The sequence below is a fragment of the Bacteroides fragilis genome (genome assembly GCF_019583405.1).
Taxonomy (GTDB): domain Bacteria; phylum Bacteroidota; class Bacteroidia; order Bacteroidales; family Bacteroidaceae; genus Bacteroides; species Bacteroides fragilis_B.
Map to the genome: position 1 here is coordinate 75,349 of NZ_SZUU01000006.1, position 24,425 is coordinate 99,773.

Genomic DNA, 24,425 nt, shown 5'->3' on the forward strand with positions numbered 1-24,425 from the left:
ATTATGGAATATACAATTCTGATTCTTCTTCTCCCCTTCCTCTCCTTCCTGACAACAGGGATAGGAGGCAAGTGGATGAGCCACCGGACAGCGGGCACCATTGGCACGCTGGTATTGGCAGCGGTGACCGTACTTTCGTACATCACGGCCATACAATACTTTTCGGCTCCCCGCCTGGCGGACGGAACGTTCGCCACGCTCATTCCTTATAACTTCGAATGGCTTCCGTTTACGGAGACACTGACATTCAACCTGGGCATCCTGCTCGACCCTATTTCGGTAATGATGCTGATCGTGATCTCCACTGTCAGCCTGATGGTACATATCTACTCCTTCGGTTATATGAAAGGTGAACGGGGATTCCAGCGATACTACGCATTCCTATCCTTGTTCACCATGTCGATGCTCGGACTGGTAGTGGCAACCAATATCTTCCAGATGTATTTGTTCTGGGAACTGGTAGGCGTATCTTCTTACCTGCTGATAGGCTTCTACTATACCCGCCCGGCAGCCATTGCCGCCAGCAAAAAGGCGTTCATCGTAACCCGCTTCGCCGACCTGGGATTCCTGATCGGTATCCTGCTATACGGATATTACGGAGGGACATTCGGCTTCACTCCCGACACAGTTTCGATGTTGAGCGGTGGTGCCGGTATGTTGCCTTTGGCCCTCGGACTGATGTTTGTCGGCGGTGCCGGCAAGAGTGCCATGTTCCCGCTGCACATCTGGTTACCGGATGCCATGGAAGGTCCGACTCCTGTCAGTGCATTGATTCATGCCGCTACCATGGTGGTAGCCGGTGTCTATCTGGTGGCACGCATGTTCCCGCTCTTCATCGAATATGCCCCGGACGTACTGCACCTGATCGGATGGGTGGGCGCTTTCACTGCGTTTTATGCAGCCAGCGTGGCTTGCGTACAGAGTGATATCAAGCGTGTACTTGCTTTTTCCACCATCTCACAAATCGGCTTTATGATTGTGGCATTAGGTGTCTGCACCTCTTCCGACCCGCATCACGGAGGACTGGGCTATATGGCTGCCATGTTCCATCTTTTCACACATGCCATGTTCAAGGCATTGCTCTTCCTGGGTGCCGGCAGCATCATTCATGCCGTACATTCCAACGAGATGTCCGCCATGGGCGGACTCCGCAAGTACATGCCGATTACGCATATCACCTTCCTGATAGCCTGTCTTGCCATCGCGGGTATCCCTCTGTTCTCGGGTTTCTTCTCTAAAGATGAAATTCTGGCAGCTTGCTTCCAGTACAGCCCTGTGATGGGTTGGGTAATGACCGTCATCGCAGCTATGACTGCCTTCTATATGTTCCGTCTCTACTACGGCATTTTCTGGGCCGGCGTAACGCCCGGACAAAAGTCGGCAAGCAATGGAGCAAGTGACGCACACACTCCACACGAGTCTCCCCTCACCATGACTGTTCCGTTAATCTTCCTGGCTGCCGTCACTTGTGTGGCCGGTTTCATTCCTTTCGGACATTTCATCAGTGCCAACGGTGAATCGTATACCATCCATCTGGAAACTTCAGTGGCCGTCACCAGCGTAGTAATTGCCGTAGCATCCATCGCCCTGGCCACTTGCATGTACCTGCGTCCGCAACAGCCATTGGCAGATAAACTTGCCAAACGGTTCGCCGGACTGCACCGGGCAGCCTATCACCGTTTCTATATCGACGAAGTATATCAATTCATCACGCACCGCATCATCTTCCGTTGCATCTCTACACCGATCGCTTGGTTCGACCGCCACGTAGTAGACGGATTCTTCAACTTCATAGCTTGGGGAACCCACGCCACAAGCGACGAGATACGGGGACTGCAAAGCGGACGCGTACAGCAATACGCTTACGTATTCTTGCTTGGAGCATTGATACTGATCTTAATATTAATCTTATAAAGCACAAAAGATATGAACTTTTTATCCTTATTCGTACTCATTCCTCTGCTGATGCTTGGCGGGTTATACCTTGCCAAAGGCATTAAAGCCATCCGTGGAGTGATGGTAGCGGGAAGTACAGCGTTGCTTATCCTGAGTATTGTGCTGACGTTCCTTTATTTAGGCGAGCGCCAGGCAGGAGCCACAGCCGAAATGCTGTTCCGTGCCGACACAGTATGGTATGCTCCCCTCCACATATCCTATTCGGTAGGAGTCGACGGAATATCGGTAGCCATGCTGCTGCTTAGTGCCGTCATTGTTTTCACCGGTACCTTCGCTTCCTGGAAGCTGCAACCGCTGACCAAAGAATACTTCCTGTGGTTCACACTCCTGTCGATGGGAGTATTCGGATTCTTCATCTCCATCGATCTGTTCACCATGTTCATGTTCTACGAGATCGCGTTGATCCCGATGTATCTGCTGATCGGTGTATGGGGCTCGGGACGCAAGGAATACGCAGCCATGAAGCTGACCCTGATGTTGATGGGTGGTTCGGCTTTCTTGCTGATCGGTATTCTGGGCATATTCTTCGGTGCCGGCGGAACGACAATGAACATTCTCGAAATAGCCCGGCTGCACAACATCCCATTTGCACAACAGTGCATTTGGTTCCCGCTCACCTTCCTGGGATTCGGCGTACTGGGCGCACTCTTTCCTTTCCACACATGGAGCCCCGACGGTCATGCCTCGGCACCGACTGCCGTCTCCATGCTGCATGCCGGCGTACTGATGAAACTGGGAGGTTACGGATGTTTCCGCATCGCCATGTACCTGATGCCGGAAGCTGCCAACGAACTGGGCTGGATCTTCCTGATCCTGACAGGTATATCGGTTGTATACGGTGCCTTCAGCGCTTGTGTGCAAACCGACCTGAAGTATATTAATGCCTACTCGTCAGTGAGCCACTGTGGTCTGGTGCTCTTCGCTATCCTGATGATGAACCAGACAGCCGCCACCGGTGCAGTGCTCCAGATGCTCAGCCACGGGTTAATGACAGCATTGTTCTTCGCCCTCATCGGTATGATATACGGACGTACACATACCCGCGACGTACGCGAGTTGAACGGACTGATGAAAGTGATGCCGTTCCTCAGTGTCTGCTATGTAATTGCCGGACTTGCCAACCTGGGACTTCCGGGACTCAGCGGCTTCGTAGCCGAGATGACCATCTTTGTCGGTTCATTCCAGAACTTCGATGTGTTCCACCGCACACTGACCATTATCGCTTGTTCATCCATTGTCATTACTGCGGTCTATATCCTCCGGCTGGTAGGCAAGATTCTGTATGGGACTTGTACCAACAAGCATCACCTGGCACTGACAGACGCAACTTGGGATGAACGCTTCGCCGTTATCTGTCTCATTATTTGTGTTGCCGGACTGGGTATGGCTCCTTTCTGGGTGAGCCACATGATCGGAGAGAGTGTATTGCCCGTTGTTTCAAATTTAATACCTTAAACAAAGATGGATTATTCACAATTTCTACATATGGGAGAGGAGCTGTCACTGATAGCCGTTATCCTTATTTTATTTGTGGTCGACTTAATTATCTGCCCTGACCAACGAGGAAGTACACTTAAGTCTTCTTCTGTCAGGTCACTTACATTGCCGGCTGTTATCTTAATGACTATTCACACTGTCATCAATCTTTTTCCGGGAACACCGGCCGAAGCTTTCGGAGGAATGTATCAATATGCACCGATGCATACCATTATTAAGGCAGTACTCAACGTGGGTACAATCATCGTATTATTAATGGCCCATGAATGGCTGAAACGTGAAGATACCAAAATCAAACAAGGAGAGTTTTATGTACTGACACTATCTACCTTGCTGGGTATGTATTTTATGATTTCCGCGGGACATTTCCTGATGTTTTTCATCGGACTTGAGATGGCAAGTATTCCCATGGCTGCTCTGGTAGCTTTTGATAAATACCGCCATCATTCGGCTGAAGCCGGTGCCAAGTACATTCTGACCGCTTTGTTCTCAAGCGCATTGCTGCTTTATGGTATCTCAATGATATATGGTACAGCCGGAACTTTGTATTTTAATGATCTGCCGGGACACATCAATAGCAATATGCTCCAGGTCATGGCTTTCGTATTCTTCTTTGCCGGAATGGGATTCAAAATTTCCCTGGTCCCCTTCCATCTCTGGACCGCCGACGTATACGAAGGTGCACCTACGGCCGTGACCTCCTATTTAAGTGTGATCTCCAAAGGATCGGCAGCTTTCGTGCTGATGACCATCCTGACGAAAGTATTTGCACCGATGACGGCACAATGGCAGGAAGTACTGTTCTGGGTAACTATTGCCTCAATCACCATTGCCAATCTCTTTGCCATCCGCCAGCAGAACCTGAAACGTTTCATGGCATTCTCGGCTATCTCTCAGGCAGGATACATCATGCTGGGTGTCATAGGAGGCAGTGCGATGGGTATGACCGCCCTGGTTTATTATGTACTGGTTTACCTGGCAGCAAACTTAGGTGTGTTCGCAGTTATCTCGATTGTGGAGCAACGTAGCAACAAGGTAGAAATAAACGACTATAACGGACTGTACCGAACAAATCCCAAACTGGCATTCATCATGACACTTGCCCTGTTCTCACTGGCCGGTATCCCTCCGTTTGCGGGTTTCTTCTCCAAGTTCTTCATCTTCATGGCCGCATTCAACAGTGGGTTCCATTTACTGGTATTCATTGCCCTGATCAACACAGTAGTTTCACTCTACTACTACCTGCTGATCGTGAAAGCCATGTATATCAATCCCAACGAAGAACCCATCCCCGCTTTCCGCAGTGACGGTTATACCAAGTTAAGTCTCGCACTTTGTACATTGGGCATCATAGCCTTAGGTATCGCAAGCTGCATCTATCAGGGAATCGATAAGTTTGCTTAACCATATTTCACCACAGAGGACGCAGAGGACACAGAGAAGGAGATAAAGATACGTTATCCATTAGGATAATAATATCTTCGGTTTCCCTCTGCGTCCTCTGTGTCCTCTGTGGTGAAATGTCTTTTGCTATGAAAGCCCCTATTTCGGAATGGTGAACCAGAACCGGGAGCCCTTTCCCTCTTCCGAATCCACTCCTATGACTCCGCCTAACTGCTCTACGATGCTTTTGCAGATGGAAAGCCCGAGGCCGGTTCCATGAATAAAGGTGTTCAACTTGACGAAACGCTCAAAGATATGAGGCAGTTGCCCTGCGGGAATTCCAATTCCCGTATCCCGCACATAAAACTCCACGCACTCTTCTTTTTCTTCGTATCCCACGCGGATACTGCCCGATGAAGTAAACTTCAAAGCATTGTTCACGAAATTAGAGATAACCTGATGCAGGCGGTTCCGGTCACTCACCACGCTGCATTCCGACGGATGCGGATCAAAAACCAACTCAACTCCTTGTGGTACCTTGATCTGGGAACTGCGGACAATATCTTCACAAAGCATATTCACATCCGTCTCGCCATAGGTGAATTCAAATGTCCCCGCCTCTATTTTCGACAGGTCTAAAATATCAGAGATCAGCTGTAACAGCAAGTCGTTATTCTCTTGTACAATCTTAATGTATTCACGACGTTCTTCCAGATCTTCCGTATCCACCAGCAACCCCGAGAAGCCGACAATCGCATTGAGCGGTGTACGTATCTCATGACTCATATTCGCAAGAAAAGCACTCTTCAGGCGGTCCATCGTTTCAGCTTTCTCTTTAGCCTCGATAAGCATGGCTTCCGTCTCTTTCAGTTCGGTAATGTCATAGTTAATGCCGATGATCTCTATCTCCCCGTTATCCGGTTCAAACTTAGTGACCACTACATTCATACGAACCCAATTCCACTCATTGGTGGTTCCCGGCTTCAGCACACGCATTTCACTACGAAAATCTTTCTCTTCACCTTTCAATACCTTTTCGTAAAAACCAAGAACCTTCTGTCGATCTTCGGGATGCATCTTATCATAGACTCCCACAACCGCCGACAAAGAAATATCCTCGGGTTCACCCATATTCTTATACCATTGTTTAATGGCATATCCATGCTTGGTGAGCAAGTTCAATTTCGCATATCCCACTTTTGCATAGTCCGAGATCAAGAGGAAAAAATTTTCAAAGTCACGGATGCGGTTAATAGCATCGATACGTTCCGTATTATCGATATTAATTAAGACATATCCGTTAAAGTCCCCCTGACTATCAAATAATTTACTAACCTTTGTATATAATTCAATTGTATTGTTCTTATCCGAACGGAAATAATTACTTATACTATCAAAAGAGTAATTCAGTCTGAAATCGACCAGGTCTTCGTTCTGTACCCGTTCTCTGATTTCAAGAGGTACATTCGGATTCTCAAAGAAGTTGACTCCTATTGCATCGGCTTTATCTTTTATACCAAAGGTTTCCATGTCCCAATTGTTCAAGTCGAGCAAATAGCCATCCTTATCGTAAATCTCCACTCCGGCGGGAATATTGGCAAAGATATTCTTGAAAAGCTTCTCACTGCGATCCAAAGCTCTGTGGGCACGAACCGTCTCCGTAGAGTCCAGAAACAGAGCAACCACCTCGTCCTTTTCCGGAGAATACACGATGCAATGGGAACTGCGATGGGTGCGATGGAAGTAGACATCAGTCTCTTTGTGCACACTGCCCTCCATCACATCGAGAAGATAGTCCACCTTGGATTTAAAGTCTGCATGCAACTCACTGGCAAGGCATCCCACGTAATCGGAAAGAGGTATTCCTATGAGTTCCGAACTCAAATCATTGGCATCGACTATCCGGTAATCACAAGGCAGTCCGGCAGTATCCCGGACCATAGTCATACGTATATAACCCATCGGCATGAAGCGGAACAGATTACGCAAAAAAGAACGTTCGCGCACAGCTTCGTCTTTCGCTTTACGCAGCTCGATACAAATGCTGATGATATTGGCAAGAGACGATAACCATTGGAAGTCTTCATTATTCCAGTTGCGATAATTCTCTACCAGATCGATCCCCATATACCCCCATACATGTTCGCCGGCTATCAGCGGAGTGACCATCAGCGACTTGATGTTCTGACGGCTGAGGATGGCGTATTCAGCTTTCGCATGTTTCGGAAGCTGATCCAATGAATCCAGTATCACCGGTTTACCCGATACAGTCTGACTCGTCCACCAGGGCAAACTGTCGGTAGAGATGCGTTGCAGGCTATCGATCTCCGCCGGCACTCCCTCCGCCACCACTTCATAAGTGCAGTCCTGATAACGGTAATATTCATCATATTCGAAAATATACACTCGTCCTCCATGAAAAAGATCGAGTATATCCTGCAGTATCTCCATAATACAGAGATCTACGCTATCATCTTTCAGAAAGCGCAGGAGTGAAAGAGAAATAGAATTCTGACGATACAGCAAATCATTGATACGTGCCAGAATCGGTTCCGAAGAATCATCAGGCGCTTCTACCCGTTGTATAATACCGAATGAAACCACTCCCCTTCCCGGTATTTCCTCTCTGTCTCCCAGGCGCGTATGCAGCCACACAATTCCCTCTTTGGTATGAATCGGGAAAGTTTGCTCATAAAACTCTTTATGTATATAAGCGTTAAATTCCCGGACAATCTGTTCCTGATAGTCCTTACGCACTCGCTCCCTGAAGTCTTTAAAAGAGATGATGTTACCTTCCAGTTCTAATAAATCACAAAGATATTCCGAGCATATATAGTGTCCGGCTGTAAAATCAGCTTCCCACCACCCAATTTGTGCCATGGAGGCCATTCGCCGGAACCGTTCGATATCATTATACATAAAAGTAGTTTAAAGGGGTATATATGTTTGTCTGCTGTAAGCATGCAAAATTAAGAAATTATCCATTTTTATCAAGAGAATGCATTAAATATTTGCAGGAACGGTATTCTAAGAGTATTACGGGAGAGAAAAGATACACAGGAATGTAACACAGATGTCAATGAATCGTATAGGGCATGTATCACCCCCGTAATCTGAATCGCGCAACTTTGCACCGACAGAAAAACGTAGATAAAAAGACATGAAACAACAAATCGGGAGACTTCTCTCCACTCTTCTTCTCGCAACATTTTCCTTAGGAATCACAGCAGGGGTCATCCAGGGAACCATCATTGATAAACAGACCAAAGAACCCCTGACCGGAGCTACCGTACAAATTGCCGGAACCACGACCGGGACCGTAGCCGATGTAGACGGTAACTACACACTGACGCTAAGCAACGGTACCTATACCATTGAAGTGAAATATATAGGATATAAAACACTCCGGATGAATGAAGTGAAAGTGAAAGCCGATGCGACGCTGAACTTTGAACTGGAAGTAGACGCGCAAACGCTGGATGCCGTAACCGTAGTGGCCCGGAAAAACCTGGAAGGCGAAAAGGCTTTACTGCAAGAGAGACAGAAAGCAACACTTGCCATCGAGAACATGGGAGCCAAGGAGATGACCCTGAAAGGTATATCGAACGTACAGGACGGAGTCAAGAAAATAACCGGTATCTCCATTGCAAGCGCCGGACAGCTGATAGTACGCGGACTGGGCGACCGATACAGCACGACCACCCTGAACGGTTTGCCCATCGCCTCGCCCAACCCGGACAACAAGCTGATTCCGCTCGACCTCTTCCCGGCCTCTACCGTAAAGAACATCACTGTCAGTAAGGTATATGCCGCCGGAGCCTTTGCCGACTATTCGGGTGCACATATCGACATCAGCACCAAAGAGAACACGGGAAGTGACTTTTTCTCCATCGGCTTCAACGTGGGGGGACGCTTCAACACTGTCGGAAAAGATTTCTATTACAGCGACCGGAAAGGCGGACTCTTCAGTACAGGAAACCTCAGGAATAAAGACCGGATTCTGGCTATGGGTAAAAGCGAGTTCCGCGATTACGCCCGCAACAATGACCCGTTCGGCACAAACTTCGCCATCAGCAAGCACCGTTCACTGCCCGAATTCGGTGGTAACCTGGGAGGAGGCAAGAGCTGGACTCTGCCCAACGGCAACCGCCTGAGCGTGCTTGCCTCGGTAGGTGTCAGCAACGAAAACCAAATCTTGAAAGACGCCTACGTGACCACTATGACCGCTCAGGGCACACACCTCGACAAGTTCAATTATGACAGTTATTCCAGCGCACTGAAAATAGCCGGATTGGGCAACATCGGCTACTCGTTCCGGCAGGCGGACCACATCAACTTCACCGTATTCTATGCACGCAATGCCATCAACGACTACATGTCCCGCGAAGGGATCGATGCCGAAAAGAACAACATCACATCGAGCAACAGCGTTTTCCATGCCTACTCACTACTGAACAACCAGTTGCTGGGACACCACGAACTGACCTCTCAGTGGGATGTAAACTGGAGCGCTTCGTACGGACTGACCAACAGTGACGAACCGGATCGCCGGCAGGTGGTCTTCTTCCGTAACGAAGGCAGCGATAAACTGAACCTCTTTAAACTCAACCAGACTACCAACCGCTACTTCGGAGAACTGCAAGAGAAAGAGATTGTAGGAGATCTGCGCACTTCGTACAAATGGGGAGATGCGAACCAGGTTCGTGTGGGAGGTACTTACAAAAGCAAAAAACGCGACTTTGAAAGCGTGAACTTCTACTACGACATCAATGCCTTGAACGCTGACGTCACCAACATTTATGATACCAACGGATACCTGAATCAGGAAAACATAGCCAACGGGACGATAAAAGCCAACATCGACGCACAGCCCCGTTACAACTACTACGCCGGAATGGATGTATGGGCAGGGTTTGCAGAAATAGAATACTACCCGATGGAATCTCTGCTGGTCAACGTGGGACTGCGCTACGAGCAGGCCAAACAATGGGTACGCTATTGGACGGACGGCGGACAGGAGAAGAAAACGAACCTGGACAAAGGCGACTTCTTCCCGGCACTGAACCTGAAGTACAGCATAAACGAAACCAACAGCCTGCGTCTCTCCGTATCACGCACCGTCACCCGCCCTTCATTTATCGAAATGGCTCCGTTCCTCTATCAGGAATCTTACGGAAGTGCCTATATCCGCGGTAACAACGAACTGAAGAACGCTTATAACTATAACATTGACCTGCGCTATGACTTCTTTCCGAAACGCAACAACGGGGATATGTTCTCTGTCACCGGTTATTTTAAGAAACTGAAATCGCCGATTGAACAGACTCAGGAATCTTCGGGCGGCACAGTGATCCGCTCTTTCCGTAACGCCGAAGACGGAATAGCCACAGGAGTGGAAATAGAATTCCGCAAAGAACTGTTCAAGAACTTCCGCATCGGAGCCAACGGTTCGTACATGTATACAAACGTCATATTGCCCGAAGGCGGGGTATATACCGACTCGGAACGCGCTCTGCAAGGAGCCTCTCCGTTCCTGATCAATGCAGACCTCAGCTATACTCCTCGACTGAGAGGAGAAAGCGACCTGACGCTGGCACTGGTTTACAATGTGCAAGGCCCGCGCATCGAGACAGTAGGTATCTACGGAACGGGTAACATCAAGCAGCAGACCCTGCACACGATGGACTTCATAGCAAGCTATGCCATCAACAAACACCTGAGCCTGCGCCTGCAGATGAAAGACTTACTGAACAGTACCATCCGCTTCAAACAGGAGCTGCCGACAACAGGACAGAAGGTGGAAGTAGAATCATTCCGTCCGGGAACCAATGCGGAAATAGGAGTCTCGTACAGATTCTAAGGCTCGCCACAGAGTCACACAGAGTATTTATATGAATAATCAAACAGATAGTATAAACCATAAACAGTATGAATATGAAAATGAATTATCTAAAACTCAACTCTTGGGCCGTAGCAGCCCTGATGGGAATGTGTTCACTTGCAGCTTGTAGTGACGACAACAACGGCGAAAACGGCGGAAACGGCGACAGCGAAGAGGTGATCGCCAACAACGGAACACTGAAAGGAAGCGTAGACGGGTCGAAAACCGTCATCCTGACCAAAGGCTACAACTTCTCCCTCGACGGAGAATATATCGTCAAAGCCGGTTCTACCCTGAAGATCGGCGAAGGTGTGACAATCAGCGCCAAAAGCGATGATGCCACCATCGACTACATCCTCGTGGAGCAGGGAGCCAAGATCGAAGCGGTAGGTACTGCCTCCGCACCGATTGTCATGACTGCCGATACCAAAGAACCGGGAGCATGGGGCGGCATCCACATTTGCGGCAAAGCCCCGATCAACATCGGATCGACCGGTAAATCGGAAGTCGGAGATGCCGCTTACGGTGGTTCCGATCCGGCGGACAACTCGGGTATCCTGAAGTACATTCGCCTGGAATACGCCGGATACAAGTTCACTACGGAAAAGGAGTGTAACGGCTTCACCTTCTATGGTGTAGGAAACGGTACGACCCTCGAATACCTCGAAGCATACAAAGGTACCGACGACGGCTTCGAATGGTTCGGAGGTACGGTCAATGCCAAATATCTGGTATCGGTGAGCAACAGCGACGATTCATTCGACTGGACAGAGGGATGGAGCGGAAAAGGGCAATTCTTTGTCGCCTACCAAGAAGATCCCGCCACTTTGGGATATACATGCGACTGCCTGATCGAAGCCGACAATTATGACAAGAACATGGATGCCACTCCGATTTCATGCCCCACACTGGCTAACCTGACACTGATCGGCGCCAACAATGACGAAGGTAAGAGAGGCATCCGCCTGCGTGCCGGAACTCAGGCCAAAATCTACAATGCTCTGGTTACAGGCAAAGCCAATAACCTGACTACCGAAACAGAACAGACCGAGAAGTACTTGGTGAATGGTCCTTCGGTATTGAACTACATCGCTATCGCGGGAGATATCAAGGCAAGCGGTGACGGCGGTTACTCTTCTGCCCTGTTCACAGCCGCAGAGAATCACAATGCCATCAACCAGACTTTCAGCTTCAGCAATACCTTCATCGGAATCCAAGAAGGAGGAGCCGACCTCTCGGCAGACAGCTTCTTTGAGAAAGCGGCTTATAAAGGCGCAGTGAAAGCAGACAACGAATGGACCAAAGGTTGGACCAAGTTATAAATCACGTATACACTCACAGAATGAAGAGGTAGTATCGAAACTCTTTTCACCACAGAGTAACACAGAGCATCACAGAGTTTTTCACCAATAATCAACAATTTAAAATTGTCTCTGTGTTACTCTGTGTCCTCTGTGGTGGATTTTGACACATTTACCTGTTTTTCAAACTATGGACAGATACAGACTAAAGATTATCGCATTGACAGCACTGGTTTGCCTAGCCGGCAGTAGCTGTACGGACGACGAGAACAACGGACAGGGCAATAACATTATTTATGGTGAGAACATCATCGGAAACGGGGAACAGACCTTCGAGATAAAAGATCATCAATACCTGAAACGGGGCACTTACCTGATGAAGGGATGGTGTTACGTCACTTACGGTTCGACGCTGACCATTGAAGCGGGCACCGTTATCAAAGGAGACAAGGAAACCCGCGCCGCCCTAATTGTAGAACCGGGCGGGAAACTGATTGCCAGAGGAACGGTAGATGCTCCCATCGTATTCACCTCCGAAATGCCCGCCGGAAAACGGAAACCGGGTGACTGGGGAGGATTGATTTTATGTGGTTATGCCCGGAACAATGAAGACATCATGCAGATAGAGGGAGGCCCGCGTACCATGCACGGCGGTCCGAATAACGCGGATAATTCGGGCGTCCTGAGCTACGTCCGTGTAGAGTTTGCGGGATATCCGTTCAAGAAAAACCAGGAGATCAACGGCATCACCTTCGGTTCGGTAGGAAACGGCACGCAAATAGACCACCTGCAAGTATCGTATGCCAACGACGATGCCTTCGAATGGTTCGGCGGAACGGTTCATGCGGAATATCTGGTGGCCTATCACTGCTGGGACGACGATTTCGACATAGACAACGGCTATAGTGGCACATGCCGGCATCTGCTGGGCATCCGCCATCCGCGAATAGCGGACATCACGGGTTCTCATGCCTTCGAATGCAGCAATAATGGCACGAACACTCCTGCGACACCTACCACAGCCGCCACCTTTGAAGATGTCACGATCTATGGCCCTGCCTCAGGGGATGCCTCGTTCGTAAATCATCCCGACTTTATCAATGGCGGCGGCCTCCGGCCGGAAAATGAAAGCATGCTCGGGTTATTCGGCGCGGCACTGTATATGGGCAACAATACATCGGTGACTTTCCGGAACTGCCGGATCAGCGGATATCCATCGGACATGGAGGGCACACCGGCCTCAACGGATAACGTAGTATTCAGCGAAAAGGAAGAAACCGGTTATCCGGAGTGGACCCAAGGATGGTGCAACTTCAACCCGCAAGAGACAGAGTATTGAATTCACCACGGAGTCTTATTCATTGCCGCTTAACAGAGCGGTTTTGACATTCTGCCAAAATGATATTTCAATCCTCTCAGATTGCTTTCTTTCGGCCCGAGGGAAAGGCGCTCTGCGAAAAACGCCTCCTATGGCAATCCGGCATGATTGCTTTCGTAGGCCAAACGAGCCAAAGACAAACAAAACCGCACTGCTTTCCAGAGGACAGGCAACCGATAGACAGTGATATCCCTCTAAACGCAACTTTTTATCACTTCCGCTTTGTTCATCTCAGAGTAGCAACCGGAAAGATTCCGTCCACTTTTGAACCTCCGATCGGAAACAATAGGAGTAATCCGGAAAAACATTAGGAGATATTTCGAAAAGAAGTAAGCATTTTCGGGAAACGCTTACTTCTTTCGGAGCGAATGCTTACTTCTTTTCTCCAAAACTCCGGCTCTATTCTCATCAAATGCCGGCTTTTGGAGCCTCAGACCTTGGCTTTCCGGAGCAGAAAGTCCCTTTGTCAGGCTTTTCTTCTCCCGGACGGACCTGGAAAAAGAAATGCGCTGTTTGGCAAACAGCGCATTTCATATCTTTCTATCACAAGAATCGAATATATTCTATCAGAATGATTCATAAGAGGAGTTACCGTTAGCGACGATCGCTATACACTCCATCTCGATCAGCCAGGCCGGCCGGCATACAGCGGCAACAACAAACTGTATCGGTGTATCAGGAAAGCGTTTGGCAAACAGAGCGCGCACAACCGGATAATCCGAAGCGTCCCGTAGATAAACAATCATCTGCGCCACATCCTCAAAACCGGCTTTGCCCTCTTCGAGCAACTTCTCTACATTTTCCCACATCCGCCGGGTCTGTTCCCGGACATCACCTACATGAACCACTTCACCGCGATGATCGATACTCGCCGTACCGCTGATAAAGAGATGGCGACGGTCGCCATACTCCACGGAAGTTCCCCGTTCGAAAGTTACTCCATACAAGGCTGTCGGGCTGAGGTGAGACAGCGCATGCAGGTAAGTCACCTGTCCCGGCTGCAATCCTTTTACCGCATAGGCATCGAGCAGCACATGTATCTTCGGATCGGCATGCCGCCCCTCTATGCCGGTACTGGCTATATAATGGGTCGATTCGGTCAGTCCCTGCCCGACAAAGTTTTCACGGCGCGCCTTGACAATGCCCGCATAATTCACATCCACGTTCTGCACAAAGATCCAGGTACGGATGCAATCGGAAGCCAGCGTACAGCCTTTTCCGGTCAAATCGGCTTCGTAAGATTTTAACAAGGTTTTCATCTGCTGCTCCGAATTACCGCAAGGCACACCCGCACCGGCTGTCCAGTAATGCTTATAAGCGGCGTTCCGTTCGGAGGTCAGATAGACCCACAAAGCAATCTTACTTCCATCCAACGGAAGCTGTTGCACGACCGAGACAGCATACGATGGCTCTTCCTGCAAAACAGCTTGCAAAACCTCCCACTGATTGGCGGCATCACTCAGGAAGTAACGGCAAAACGCCGGCACCATTCCCCTGAGTTTTATCTTCCTGCCCAATGTCTTATGATATGCTTTGCAAATAGCCGTCAGCTGCTCTTCATAACTCCCCGCTTCCGGATCGACATGAAACATCAGATGCGCCTCCTTCGTTTCTCCCTCACCCCCAAAAAGGGAATATTCAATAGTAACCTTTAAGTACTCAAATCTATATTTTCTGTATTCCATACTCTTACTCTCTTTTTATTTCACTTTAACTCGCTCCTTCGACATCAGCCCTTTAGCCATCTCCCGCTTGTCCCATTGCACCGGAGCAGACACAAACTCGGGAACATTATACGAATAGATCAACTGATCGTAGAACGTATACGGATCTTGCTGAGGCAGCAGGAAAGGTTTCCCTATACGCCCCTGTCCGTCCACCGAGGCGATATAAAGGCGGGTGTACAACCCGTCACCTCTCCGGCTGCTGAACACAAACCAATGTGAATTGCTGCTCCAGTTGTGATAACTTTCCGTGTCGTCACTGTTCACCTCCTCCAGGTTGCGATAGGCTCCGGTCTTCAAGTCCAGCAACCAGAGATCGGCCTCTTTGTGCCAGATGGAGAAGTTCCCATAATCGGAAAGCGTGAACATCAGATACTTTCCGTCGAACGAAGGTTTGGGGAAAGAGATACTTTTGTCCAGCGTGCGGGCTGAGATCAACGTATCGATCCGGTCGCCGAACGTTCCGTCTTCCGGATGGAAAGCAATGCTGCACAGGCTGTATTTCACCTCTTTATACCGGGCAGGCATCTCTTTCTGCTCCGCCGAACAGAAATAAAGTGTCCGGCCGTCGGGCGAGAAGGCGGGAAATGTTTCGAATGCGGCGGTACTCAGCAAAGGAGTAGTCAGTATCCGATGTGACTGCGGATGGTAGACTACCACATCCGAAGCCTGGTCAAAAACCTCGATAGGCTTCTTCCCTCCCAGATGGAAAGTCTGGTTGGTCCGGTTCACCGAATAAGCGATGTATTCGCCCGAAGGATGCCAATAAGGATAAACACAGGCAGAAAGCTGTCCGTCAGCTTTGGTATCGAGGAACTCGCTCTCTCCACCGATGGTCATCACCGTGGCTCCGTGTCCGCCTCTGACATGCAGGCTGGACGGATCGGGGTTCGTCCGGTTGAAAGCATGACAATTGACGCAGGCGGCCGTCACCTGAGTATTCTCAAACAAAGGAGTCTGGCGGAACGTAGAAAGTTCGCGCTCGTAGATACCCATCTTGCTGTATATTTCGTATCCCGGTGCAAGCAGGCGGTACACCAATCCGTAATCAATGGGAAACGGACTGATATAGAACGGGAAAGACCGATACGCTTTCCATTGTCCGTTTTGACGGATACATACTTTCACTTCAAGGCTGTCCCCTTTATTGTTCTCCAGCAACTCGCTCCATTTTCCGGCAGGGATCTCCACAGATTCTCCGCTTGTCCGGATGGGATCTCCTTTCTTTCCGGAAATCACGACATCTACCGCCTCCGCCCCGTCGGCAGTCACACGGAAGTTGAGCGGCGCAATGGTAGCGGGAATCGTTACCCCCGCATAGTCGGGCCATATCGGAGGAAGTGCATCTACCGGAACGGGCGATACCACCTTTTGCCGGCAGGAAACCACTGTTAATGATAACAGCAGGATACCTAAACACTGTTTTATCTTATTCATAATCTTTTATCTAAAATGTACATAGAACCAGTAAGTATCTCCAAACCGGGGTGCCAACGCCTCCTCAGACCGTGTAGAAGTGTAAATGCGCGCATACTCCCGCAACCGCTCTCCTGTCTCCCGGTTAATCTTCCAGGGGATTTCCTCTCCCGGCGTATGCTTCTGCATACTCCAGCCAAACAGCAGTGCCTCCTGATAACTCTTCGGTATCGAGCGGTAGCCCAGTTTCTCTCCCAAAGGATAATAGTGAACGAATCGTCCCATGTCTTTCTTCAGCAGGATTATGCCCATCAGATATTCATAGGCCATCCGGTTCTCCGGATTTGCCTGCAACAACAATGACAACGTCATCTCCGGTTCTGCCGGATTGAAAAACAGGTCGGTTTGCGGGGTGAGTTTTCTCAGGCGTCCGTACTCGGGATGTGCATCGATCCGCGCCTCATCGTCCAGACAAGCCAGCATCTCCGTGGCCCAGTCTTTATAAAAAAGGGTATGTTGCAGGATACGCAGATATTTGCCTGCCACTTCATATCTTCCGTTTATCAGATTTGTTTCGGCAAGCCGCTTAAAACAGCGGACACTCTTCTGATAATCGGGGATGGCCTCCATCGCTTCAAAAACAAGTTGTTGGGCTGTGTTCACCATTCCCAGGTAATAATAGGGTTCGGCAGCTACCAGAGGGATTGTAAAGTCATTGACAAACGACATGAACAGTCCCTCTTTTCCACGCTGGCGATAGTGAAACATGCGGTCGGCCAATTGCCCCTTCATCCCTAAGGCAAGGTTGAGGCAGGAAACCGCCATGGGAGTATCGGGCAATTTCTTCCCGGCCAGGGCAATGATACCGTCCCAATCCTGCATACGTACGTGATAGTCATAGGCCATTACTGCCTCTTTATTCATCGCGATGCTGCGCTTGCCAAGGAGATTCATGGCCAACAGCATCAACAGGAACTGCCCCGTAAGGGCCACAACGTAACGTCCCCGGGTAATCTTCCCGGGCAGGCAGGCTACTAACGGTGGAACCAACACGAGAGCTATCCAGGCAATCACTTGTACTTTCGGAAAGAATAAAGGGAAACGATAACTTCCGATTCCCCACAACAAGCGGTCCATCGGATAAGGAAACAACCACCGGGAGGCCCAGATTGTGACTCCGGCAACAAGAATCGCTCCGCCTGCCGGAAGCCATAAGGAAGAGTGCTTCGTGCCGAAGCGCCAAAACTCAACCATCAAAGCCAGCGGGATGAACAACCAGGCACAACCTCCCGCCAACATATAGAGTACCGGAATGCCTGCCCAAAGGGAGATACGGCGTACGACAGGATTGAAAATACAGGTATATCCCGCAACTGCCCCCAACACCATGCAAGCGGAAAGGACTCCCGAAAGGAGATAGTTCTCGTCACAAAGAAGAATAAAGAAACACAAAGAGGGCAGCAAGGTAAGCGGATACCACAAAGAGCACTCTCCCATACGTCCGGCAATAAATGCAACCAAACGTTGCATGCCCCACAATACACCTGCTAAGACAGCGGCTCCCGCCCACGAATAATAATAAAACTGAGTGAGGAAATTACCTAAATAATCCGCCACTCCACCGGGATGGGATACCCGTTCGACAAAATACCCGGACGTGAAAAGAAACATCTGGAACTGTTCCTGATAGTGCAGATGATAAGGATAATATACTCCAAAGAAGATAAAGACACCTGCTCCCAACAGGATGGAGAGAAGCAGGTTCACTCTCTTGACGTGCTTGTTTTTCATATTCGCTAAATTGTGCCCAAAAGTACAAAAAGTTTGGAAAACAATCTAACGAAAGGGGAAACAATGCGTTTATCCGCCCAACAGCTCAATGCACATACGCCCGTTATGATAAGGGCATTTCCAGAATCCGGCTTTGTCATCATCCCGGTTGACGGTACCGTCGGCACGAAGGCTCCAGAACCATTCACCGTGGACATCGTCAATCAGATGTTGCCTGATGAATCGCCAACAGGCCACGGAACGCTGTAAAGCTTCGCAATCACCGAAATAGCGGAACAGGTTATAGTATCCGACTACGGTTTCGGCTTGTACCCACCAATGACGGTCGCCATCCACATGTCCCGTAGCGAGGTTCTTTTCATACACCATTCCTCCGTCGGGAGTGAAACCTTCGGATGCGGCCGCAGCGATCTTCTTCACAACAGGTTCCACTTCAGCAAGGAGTTCGGCGTCTCCCAGTATGCGGGCAGCTTCGTGCAACAGCCAGGAGGCTTCAATATCATGCCCATACGAAATAACGGCATATTTACTTTGCCAGTCATCATCAAAAAAGAGTCGCAGGTGGAATGTATCGTTGTCCAATATCTTCTGCATAAAAAGTTCTATCAGGTTACGCAACTGCCGTTTCAGCCCCTCGTCTTTCCAAACCCGGTATAAGTTGGTATAAGGCTCAAGGATATGCAGATGGGTATTCATCGTCTTGCGTTCATTGGCATCTTTCTCGCTAAGGCGCATATCGGCTATCTCGTTCCACTCCCGGGTAAGCGCTTCACAGTAGCCGTTCTTTATTCGGTCGAAGCTATGGGACTCTATGTCATAGAACAAACGGACGGCATACTCCAATGCTTCCGGATCTCCGGTGGCCCGGTGATATTCGCTCAGACCATAAATGGCAAAACCGATGGCGTAAATCTGTTTTTTGGTATCCAACGGCTCACCCCTGTAATCAAGAGACCAATAAACTCCTCCGAACTCCGGATCATAAAAACGGTCGATAAGGTAACGTTCGGCCCGGGTTGCCATCTCTTTGTATTCTTCTTTGCCCAACAGGCGGTAAGCGGCAGAGTAGGTCCACAGAATACGTGCATGCAGAATGGCTCCTTTCTCTGCCTGAGGCATCCGTTCTTCCTGTCCGGTGATACGTCCGTAAAATCCACCGTTTTCTTGATCCACCATCCGTTCCATCCAGTAGGGAAGGATGTGGGTGGTGAGTTCTTCCAGCATTTCCTGTTTAAGAATCTTGTCCATAGTATTTTGAATCATGATTGAGCAGTTTGTCTTTTCTTCTCCAATTCCGAGGTCACCTCTTTCATTCTCTTCTCCGACAGTGGGTACATGCTGATAAAGATAACAGACAGTACCGTCCCGACGGCCGGCAACCAACTGAGAAACATCTTAATTCCGTGAATGGCTTCTACACTCTGCACCTCGTTGGCACGAAATCCGAAGTAAGCCAGTAGCCAACCGGTCAATGCACTTCCTATGGCCCATCCGAACTTCTGGCTCATGGACGAAGAGGAAAAGATCAGCCCCGTAGCCCGGTTGCCTGTTTTCAGTTCGGAGTAGTCGGCACAATCGGCGTACATCGACCAGAGCAAAGGGAAGATACTTCCGGCACAAATGCTGATGAGTACCTGAAAGACAAAGATCAGAGCGATATCTCCTTTTCCGAACCAGTAAAAAATGACGGAAAGTATGGTAGCCAGGCTCATGGCTCCCATATATGTATTCTTTTTGCCAATGCGGTTGCTGACCGGCGCGGCAAGAATCACCCCCACGATATTGGCAGCCTGCCCCACTGCCAGGTAAAGCCCGCTCAGCACAAAAGAGACCCCGAAGAGGGAGACTGTTGAATAATCCTCTTCTACCACAAAGTACTTAAAATAATAAACCGTAGCTCCGTCACGGATGGAGTTGAAGACCAGAGCCGCCACTCCGGCACCCAGCAAGATCCACCACGGGCGGTTGTGAAGCAGATCCCTCAAGTCATCTTTCAGAGAGCCCTGCACTTCCCGGATCGGTTTCACCCGTTCACGCGTCAACGCAAAACAGAGATAGAACAGAACCGCACACATCACAGCGATCACCACTACACTCAACATCCAGCCACGCTGTTCATCCTCCGCACCTCCAAACAGATTTACCATCGGCATGAACAGCAACAAAGCGATGAAACTGCCGATATAGGCAAAAGTCATGCGATAGGTGGACAACGTGTTCCGCTCTTTCGGATCGGGACTCATCACTCCCAGCAGAGAAGCATAAGGCACATTGATAGCCGAATATACCATCATCATCAAAGAATAGGTGATGTAGGCATAGACAAGTTTTCCCGTATCGCTCAGTTGCGGAGTGGTGAAGGTAAAGATACCTATCAGCGCAAAGGGGACAGCAAGATACAGCAGGTAAGGACGAAACTTGCCCCAGCGGGTCTGGGTACGGTCGGCAATCACTCCCACAATAGGGTCGAAAGCCGAATCCCACACCCGGGTAATCAGAAACATGGTTCCTACCACAGCGGCCGGCAGCCCGAACACATCGGTGTAAAAAATCATCAGATAAGAACCGAACAGTTTCCAGAACATGGATGAAGCCATATCGCCCAATCCGTAGCCGATCTTCTCTTTCAGTGTAATCATAGTGGTCATTCTATTCTTGGTTTTCTTATTTCATCAGTTTCAGGTTCCGCTCAATCAGGTTTTTCAGTACCTCCACCGAAGCCGAGGAACAAAAACCGTCCTGAGGGGTATGCAGGCAATAGTCCACCAACCGTTCGACAGTCGAGGTGGCCACGTGCATCCGGGTATCCGACGAGGCATAGTAGATAAACACTTTCCCGTCATCATCGGCTATCCAGCCATTCGAAAAGAGTACATTCGATACATCACCGACGCGCTCTTCTCCTACCGGAGCCATAAAGTAGCCGGCCGGAGAGGCTATCAGCCGGGTAGGGTCTTCCAACGAAGTCATATACATATACAGCACATACCTCAGTCCGGCGGCACAATTGCGTACCCCATGAGCCAGGTGAAGCCATCCCTGAGGGGTCTTGATGGGATGCGGCCCTTCACCGTTCTTCACCTCTTTGATGGTGTGGTAATAGCGTTTGTCGATAATCTTCTCTTCACTCACCTCTGCATGAGTCATGTCGTCAATCAGTGCCCACCCGATACCTCCTCCGCTACCGGTATCTATGAATCCGTCTTGCGGACGGGTATAGAGTGCATACTTTCCATCCACAAACTCGGGATGAAGCACCACATTGCGTTGCTGGCTCTTTGTTTTCAGATCCGGCAGGCGTTCCCAATTTTTCAGGTCTCTGGTGCGGGCGATACCGGCCGTGGCAGTAGCCGACGACAAGTCACCGGCAGGAGCATCATCATCATGCCGCTCGGCACAGAAGATGCCGTAAATCCAACCGTCTTCGTGGGCGGTGAGACGCATATCGTATACATTGGTTGCCGGAATCACATCTTCGGGCAAAGTCACCGGATATTCCCAGAAACGGAAATTATCAATGCCATTCGGGCTTTCGGCAACAGCAAAGAATGATTTGCGGTCGACTCCCTCTACCCTCACCAGCATCAGATATTTCCCCTCCCACTTAATGGCCCCGGCATTCAGCGTTGCATTCACGCCGATACGCTCCATCAGGAAAGGGTTCGTCTCCTCATTCAGGTCGTATCGCCAAAAGACAGGCGTATGCGCAGCGGTCAGCACAGGATAACGGTAACGCGTTATCACTCCGTTTCCTTCTTCTATCGGTTCGTTCCTGCGTGTTAACAGTGCTTCATGCCCGGAGAGCAATTTAGCAACTTTATCATTAAACAGACTCATAATGGACAGTGTTTTTATCGTTATTTATTTGATTTTCTATTTATAAAGGTCTTTCACGTCCGAGACAAACAAAGTTTTCGGCTCACGGTAGAACTTCACAAAGTCATCGGCAGACACCTGCCCGGGATAAGGAGCATAATAGTGATTCACCCGTTCACGTGCATTGCGCCATACCAGCACATAACTGATAGGGTACTTGCTGATTACCGGATAGAGTGTCTGTGTCCACCAGGTAGAATCGGGAATAGCTTCGAAACCGGTTTCAGTGATGGCGATAGGCTTATTGTGCGACTGCCCCACTTCTGTCAGGATGGCAAGTGACTTATCCAGTTGCTCCATATACTGCGTCCGGTCGAACTGATAGGTGTCAAAGCCCACCAGGTCGATGATGTCATCTCCCGGATAACGTTCCAGATAAGCTGCCGAATCCTTTGGTTCCGATCCCGGGGAATAAGCATAAAGCAAGTTCTTTACTCCTTTGGCATGCATACGTTCATACGTCATCCGCCAGAGGGCTTTGTATTGTTCAGCCGTACAAAGGTTTTGTCCCCACCAGAACCAGCTTCCGGTATGTTCGTGCCAGGGACGGAAAAGAACCGGTATCTTTGTCCCGTCTTCTGTTTCCAGAGTATTCATAAAGGCCGCAACGGCATCGAGCCAACCCACGAACTTGGTGTGATGTGTTCCACCCGGAAGTATGGAGGCAACGACCGTCGTGTCACTCACATCCCATGCGTCTTTGCCGGTTGACGGATTGTCGAGGTGCCAACTGAAAGAAACCATTCCTCCACGCTTGTACTGGTTAATCGTTTCCTGCCGTATTTTACGGAACTGCACATGATCCAGACTTTTCTCACCTTCCAATTCTATATGTCCCAGATCGAACGACATAACCGCAGGATAGTCACCGCACACACTTTTCACATCACTGCGCCCTTCGTCACCTTCCCAGCCCACACCGTAAAGCGGATCGTCATGGTGACCGAACATGAATCCTTGTCCGGGAATCTGCCGGAGATTATTCAATAAGTTCACCGTTTCCGCTGTACGCAGGGTATCAGCAACTGTTTCCGACCCCGTTTTCTTTCCCGAAGGAGAACAGGCGCCCAATCCTGCCATCAGCAGTGCACCTGTAGCCAATATCTTTATTCTCTTAATCATAAATCGTTTATTTAGCAATGAATACTTCACAAAAGTAGGAGGGATTCCCCCCGGAAACAAGTACAATATTATCCAATACTGGTATTATCATTCATCTCCCCTTATTGTATTTCTCTACAGCCAGATAAAAAGCCTGAATGTTATCAAAAGGTACTTCGGGCGGAGTGTCGCAACCGGTAGAGATAATAAAGTTAGCGTATCCGCCTGTACAGCTCAGAAGTTCTTCTGTCTGCGCGAAAACTTCTTCGGGAGTTAACATCCTGAATACGCCCACAGGGTCCAGATTCCCCATCACCCATACATCCGAAGGGCACTCGCGGAGAGCGGCAAGCATATCCGCTTTATTACCGAAATGATATCCTTGGGCACCGGTAGCCAGCATAGCCGGAGTACAATGTCCCGTATTACCGCAATTATGCAGGATAACCGTAAACGAATCGTCCTGCACGGCATCAATAATGCGTTTCACGTAGACAGACGAATATTGCAGGCAATCTTCATTCGAAAGAAGCCCCGCAGCCGGTTCCGCCATAATGACCCCGGCTACCCCGGTCTCCTTAATAGCAAGACAATAGCGGAGAATGAACTCCGTACATTTTTCAAGCAATAGCCGGGCTGTTTCGGGTTCTGTATAAATAGCCATCATGATTTCCGTCATATCATACAGACGTCCTGCCAAAGAGTAAGGACCGATACATCCCGCCAGCACGGGCTTATCTATCCCTTTTGACGCCAGGCGGTCGGCCTGCAAGTATTGAGGCACACGCCCGGATTCAAGTGAAGGAACCTGCAAGGCCTCTACATCTGCATATCCGGCAAGCAGGCGCCCGGACACGCTGGGTACTTCATTTGAAGACATACTGAGTTGTGCTCCAAAGGCTTCTGCCTCTACTGTAAGATCCATAATGGTGGTACAAGCCACCGATTGCGGAAAACATTCATTCAAGGCACGGATAGCGTGATAATGGATTTCTCCGTCCGTTACGGCATCCAGCACCCGTTTACCCAGTAACTCGATGCCCGGATGGGTCATGATGGGCATTGCCACCCGTTTCTCTGATACTAATTTATCTTTTATATATTGTGACAGTTCCATAGCA

The 24,425-nt window shown here is 49.4% G+C and carries 15 protein-coding genes; 6 read left to right on the forward strand and 9 right to left on the reverse strand.

Annotation, left to right across the window (positions count from 1 at the left end; translation table 11 throughout):
• The first annotated feature begins 3 nt into the window (after positions 1-3).
• From nuoL to FDF36_RS14010, 3 genes are read left to right on the forward strand one after another with little or no spacing between them, the layout of a single operon-like run.
• Positions 4-1,914, forward strand: a complete 1,911-nt coding sequence (gene nuoL, locus FDF36_RS14000) for an NADH-quinone oxidoreductase subunit L (protein ID WP_220391746.1) — start codon at positions 4-6, stop codon at positions 1,912-1,914.
• A 12-nt stretch (positions 1,915-1,926) separates the two neighbouring features.
• A complete protein-coding gene (locus FDF36_RS14005) occupies positions 1,927-3,411 on the forward strand; it encodes a complex I subunit 4 family protein (RefSeq protein ID WP_220391747.1) in 1,485 nt (494 codons plus the stop codon).
• Between the two features lie 6 nt (positions 3,412-3,417).
• Positions 3,418-4,857: an NADH-quinone oxidoreductase subunit N gene (locus tag FDF36_RS14010; protein WP_220391748.1), complete on the forward strand. Its 1,440-nt coding sequence runs from the start codon at positions 3,418-3,420 to the stop codon at positions 4,855-4,857.
• A gap of 138 nt (positions 4,858-4,995) precedes the next feature.
• On the opposite strand, the gene FDF36_RS14015 is transcribed toward FDF36_RS14010, so the two are convergent.
• Entirely contained in the window at positions 4,996-7,755 is a 2,760-nt protein-coding gene (locus FDF36_RS14015) for a sensor histidine kinase (RefSeq protein ID WP_220391749.1), read from the reverse strand.
• Between the two features lie 241 nt (positions 7,756-7,996).
• Between FDF36_RS14015 and FDF36_RS14020 the strand changes: the two genes are divergently transcribed.
• The 3 genes from FDF36_RS14020 (at position 7,997) to FDF36_RS14030 (ending at position 13,357) form a co-directional block, all read left to right on the forward strand.
• Positions 7,997-10,696, forward strand: a complete 2,700-nt coding sequence (locus FDF36_RS14020) for a TonB-dependent receptor (protein ID WP_220391750.1) — start codon at positions 7,997-7,999, stop codon at positions 10,694-10,696.
• Positions 10,697-10,764: 68 nt separating this feature from the next.
• A complete protein-coding gene (locus FDF36_RS14025) occupies positions 10,765-12,039 on the forward strand; it encodes a hypothetical protein (RefSeq protein WP_220391751.1) in 1,275 nt (424 codons plus the stop codon).
• A 169-nt stretch (positions 12,040-12,208) separates the two neighbouring features.
• A complete protein-coding gene (locus FDF36_RS14030; protein WP_220391752.1) occupies positions 12,209-13,357 on the forward strand; it encodes a hypothetical protein in 1,149 nt (382 codons plus the stop codon).
• A gap of 605 nt (positions 13,358-13,962) precedes the next feature.
• Here the strand turns inward: FDF36_RS14030 and FDF36_RS14035 are convergent.
• The 8 genes from FDF36_RS14035 to FDF36_RS14070 all read right to left on the reverse strand — a co-directional run bounded on the left by FDF36_RS14035 (position 13,963) and on the right by FDF36_RS14070 (position 24,421).
• Positions 13,963-15,081, reverse strand: a complete 1,119-nt coding sequence (locus FDF36_RS14035; RefSeq protein ID WP_220391753.1) for a Rid family hydrolase — start codon at positions 15,079-15,081, stop codon at positions 13,963-13,965.
• A gap of 15 nt (positions 15,082-15,096) precedes the next feature.
• Positions 15,097-16,557, reverse strand: a complete 1,461-nt coding sequence (locus tag FDF36_RS14040) for a TolB family protein (RefSeq protein ID WP_220391754.1) — start codon at positions 16,555-16,557, stop codon at positions 15,097-15,099.
• Between the two features lie 6 nt (positions 16,558-16,563).
• A complete protein-coding gene (locus FDF36_RS14045; RefSeq protein WP_220391755.1) occupies positions 16,564-18,327 on the reverse strand; it encodes a DUF6057 family protein in 1,764 nt (587 codons plus the stop codon).
• Between the two features lie 69 nt (positions 18,328-18,396).
• Positions 18,397-19,575 carry an AGE family epimerase/isomerase gene (locus tag FDF36_RS14050; protein WP_220391756.1) on the reverse strand — a complete coding sequence of 393 codons (1,179 nt, stop codon included), beginning with the start codon at positions 19,573-19,575 and terminating at the stop codon, positions 18,397-18,399.
• A gap of 11 nt (positions 19,576-19,586) precedes the next feature.
• The gene (locus tag FDF36_RS14055; protein ID WP_032531190.1) at positions 19,587-20,966 is read right to left on the reverse strand and encodes an MFS transporter; all 1,380 of its coding nucleotides are present in this window, start codon (positions 20,964-20,966) and stop codon (positions 19,587-19,589) included.
• Between the two features lie 25 nt (positions 20,967-20,991).
• The gene (locus FDF36_RS14060; RefSeq protein WP_032537178.1) at positions 20,992-22,164 is read right to left on the reverse strand and encodes a 4-O-beta-D-mannosyl-D-glucose phosphorylase; all 1,173 of its coding nucleotides are present in this window, start codon (positions 22,162-22,164) and stop codon (positions 20,992-20,994) included.
• A gap of 36 nt (positions 22,165-22,200) precedes the next feature.
• Entirely contained in the window at positions 22,201-23,325 is a 1,125-nt protein-coding gene (locus tag FDF36_RS14065) for a glycoside hydrolase family 26 protein (RefSeq protein WP_032540826.1), read from the reverse strand.
• A 91-nt stretch (positions 23,326-23,416) separates the two neighbouring features.
• Complete coding sequence (locus FDF36_RS14070) at positions 23,417-24,421, reverse strand: uroporphyrinogen decarboxylase family protein (protein WP_101602630.1); 1,005 nt, start codon at positions 24,419-24,421, stop codon at positions 23,417-23,419.
• Between the last annotated feature and the right edge of the window lie 4 nt (positions 24,422-24,425).

Bases quoted from the DNA above. Each gene is read 5' to 3' on its own strand.
- nuoL (WP_220391746.1), top strand. From the start codon at position 4: ATGGAATATACAATTCTGATTCTTCTTCTCCCCTTCCTCTCCTTCCTG.
- FDF36_RS14005 (WP_220391747.1), top strand. From the start codon at position 1,927: ATGAACTTTTTATCCTTATTCGTACTCATTCCTCTGCTGATGCTTGGC.
- FDF36_RS14010 (WP_220391748.1), top strand. From the start codon at position 3,418: ATGGATTATTCACAATTTCTACATATGGGAGAGGAGCTGTCACTGATA.
- FDF36_RS14015 (WP_220391749.1), bottom strand. From the start codon at position 7,755: ATGTATAATGATATCGAACGGTTCCGGCGAATGGCCTCCATGGCACAA.
- FDF36_RS14020 (WP_220391750.1), top strand. From the start codon at position 7,997: ATGAAACAACAAATCGGGAGACTTCTCTCCACTCTTCTTCTCGCAACA.
- FDF36_RS14025 (WP_220391751.1), top strand. From the start codon at position 10,765: ATGAATATGAAAATGAATTATCTAAAACTCAACTCTTGGGCCGTAGCA.
- FDF36_RS14030 (WP_220391752.1), top strand. From the start codon at position 12,209: ATGGACAGATACAGACTAAAGATTATCGCATTGACAGCACTGGTTTGC.
- FDF36_RS14035 (WP_220391753.1), bottom strand. From the start codon at position 15,081: ATGGAATACAGAAAATATAGATTTGAGTACTTAAAGGTTACTATTGAA.
- FDF36_RS14040 (WP_220391754.1), bottom strand. From the start codon at position 16,557: ATGAATAAGATAAAACAGTGTTTAGGTATCCTGCTGTTATCATTAACA.
- FDF36_RS14045 (WP_220391755.1), bottom strand. From the start codon at position 18,327: ATGAAAAACAAGCACGTCAAGAGAGTGAACCTGCTTCTCTCCATCCTG.
- FDF36_RS14050 (WP_220391756.1), bottom strand. From the start codon at position 19,575: ATGGACAAGATTCTTAAACAGGAAATGCTGGAAGAACTCACCACCCAC.
- FDF36_RS14055 (WP_032531190.1), bottom strand. From the start codon at position 20,966: ATGATTACACTGAAAGAGAAGATCGGCTACGGATTGGGCGATATGGCT.
- FDF36_RS14060 (WP_032537178.1), bottom strand. From the start codon at position 22,164: ATGAGTCTGTTTAATGATAAAGTTGCTAAATTGCTCTCCGGGCATGAA.
- FDF36_RS14065 (WP_032540826.1), bottom strand. From the start codon at position 23,325: ATGATTAAGAGAATAAAGATATTGGCTACAGGTGCACTGCTGATGGCA.
- FDF36_RS14070 (WP_101602630.1), bottom strand. From the start codon at position 24,421: ATGGAACTGTCACAATATATAAAAGATAAATTAGTATCAGAGAAACGG.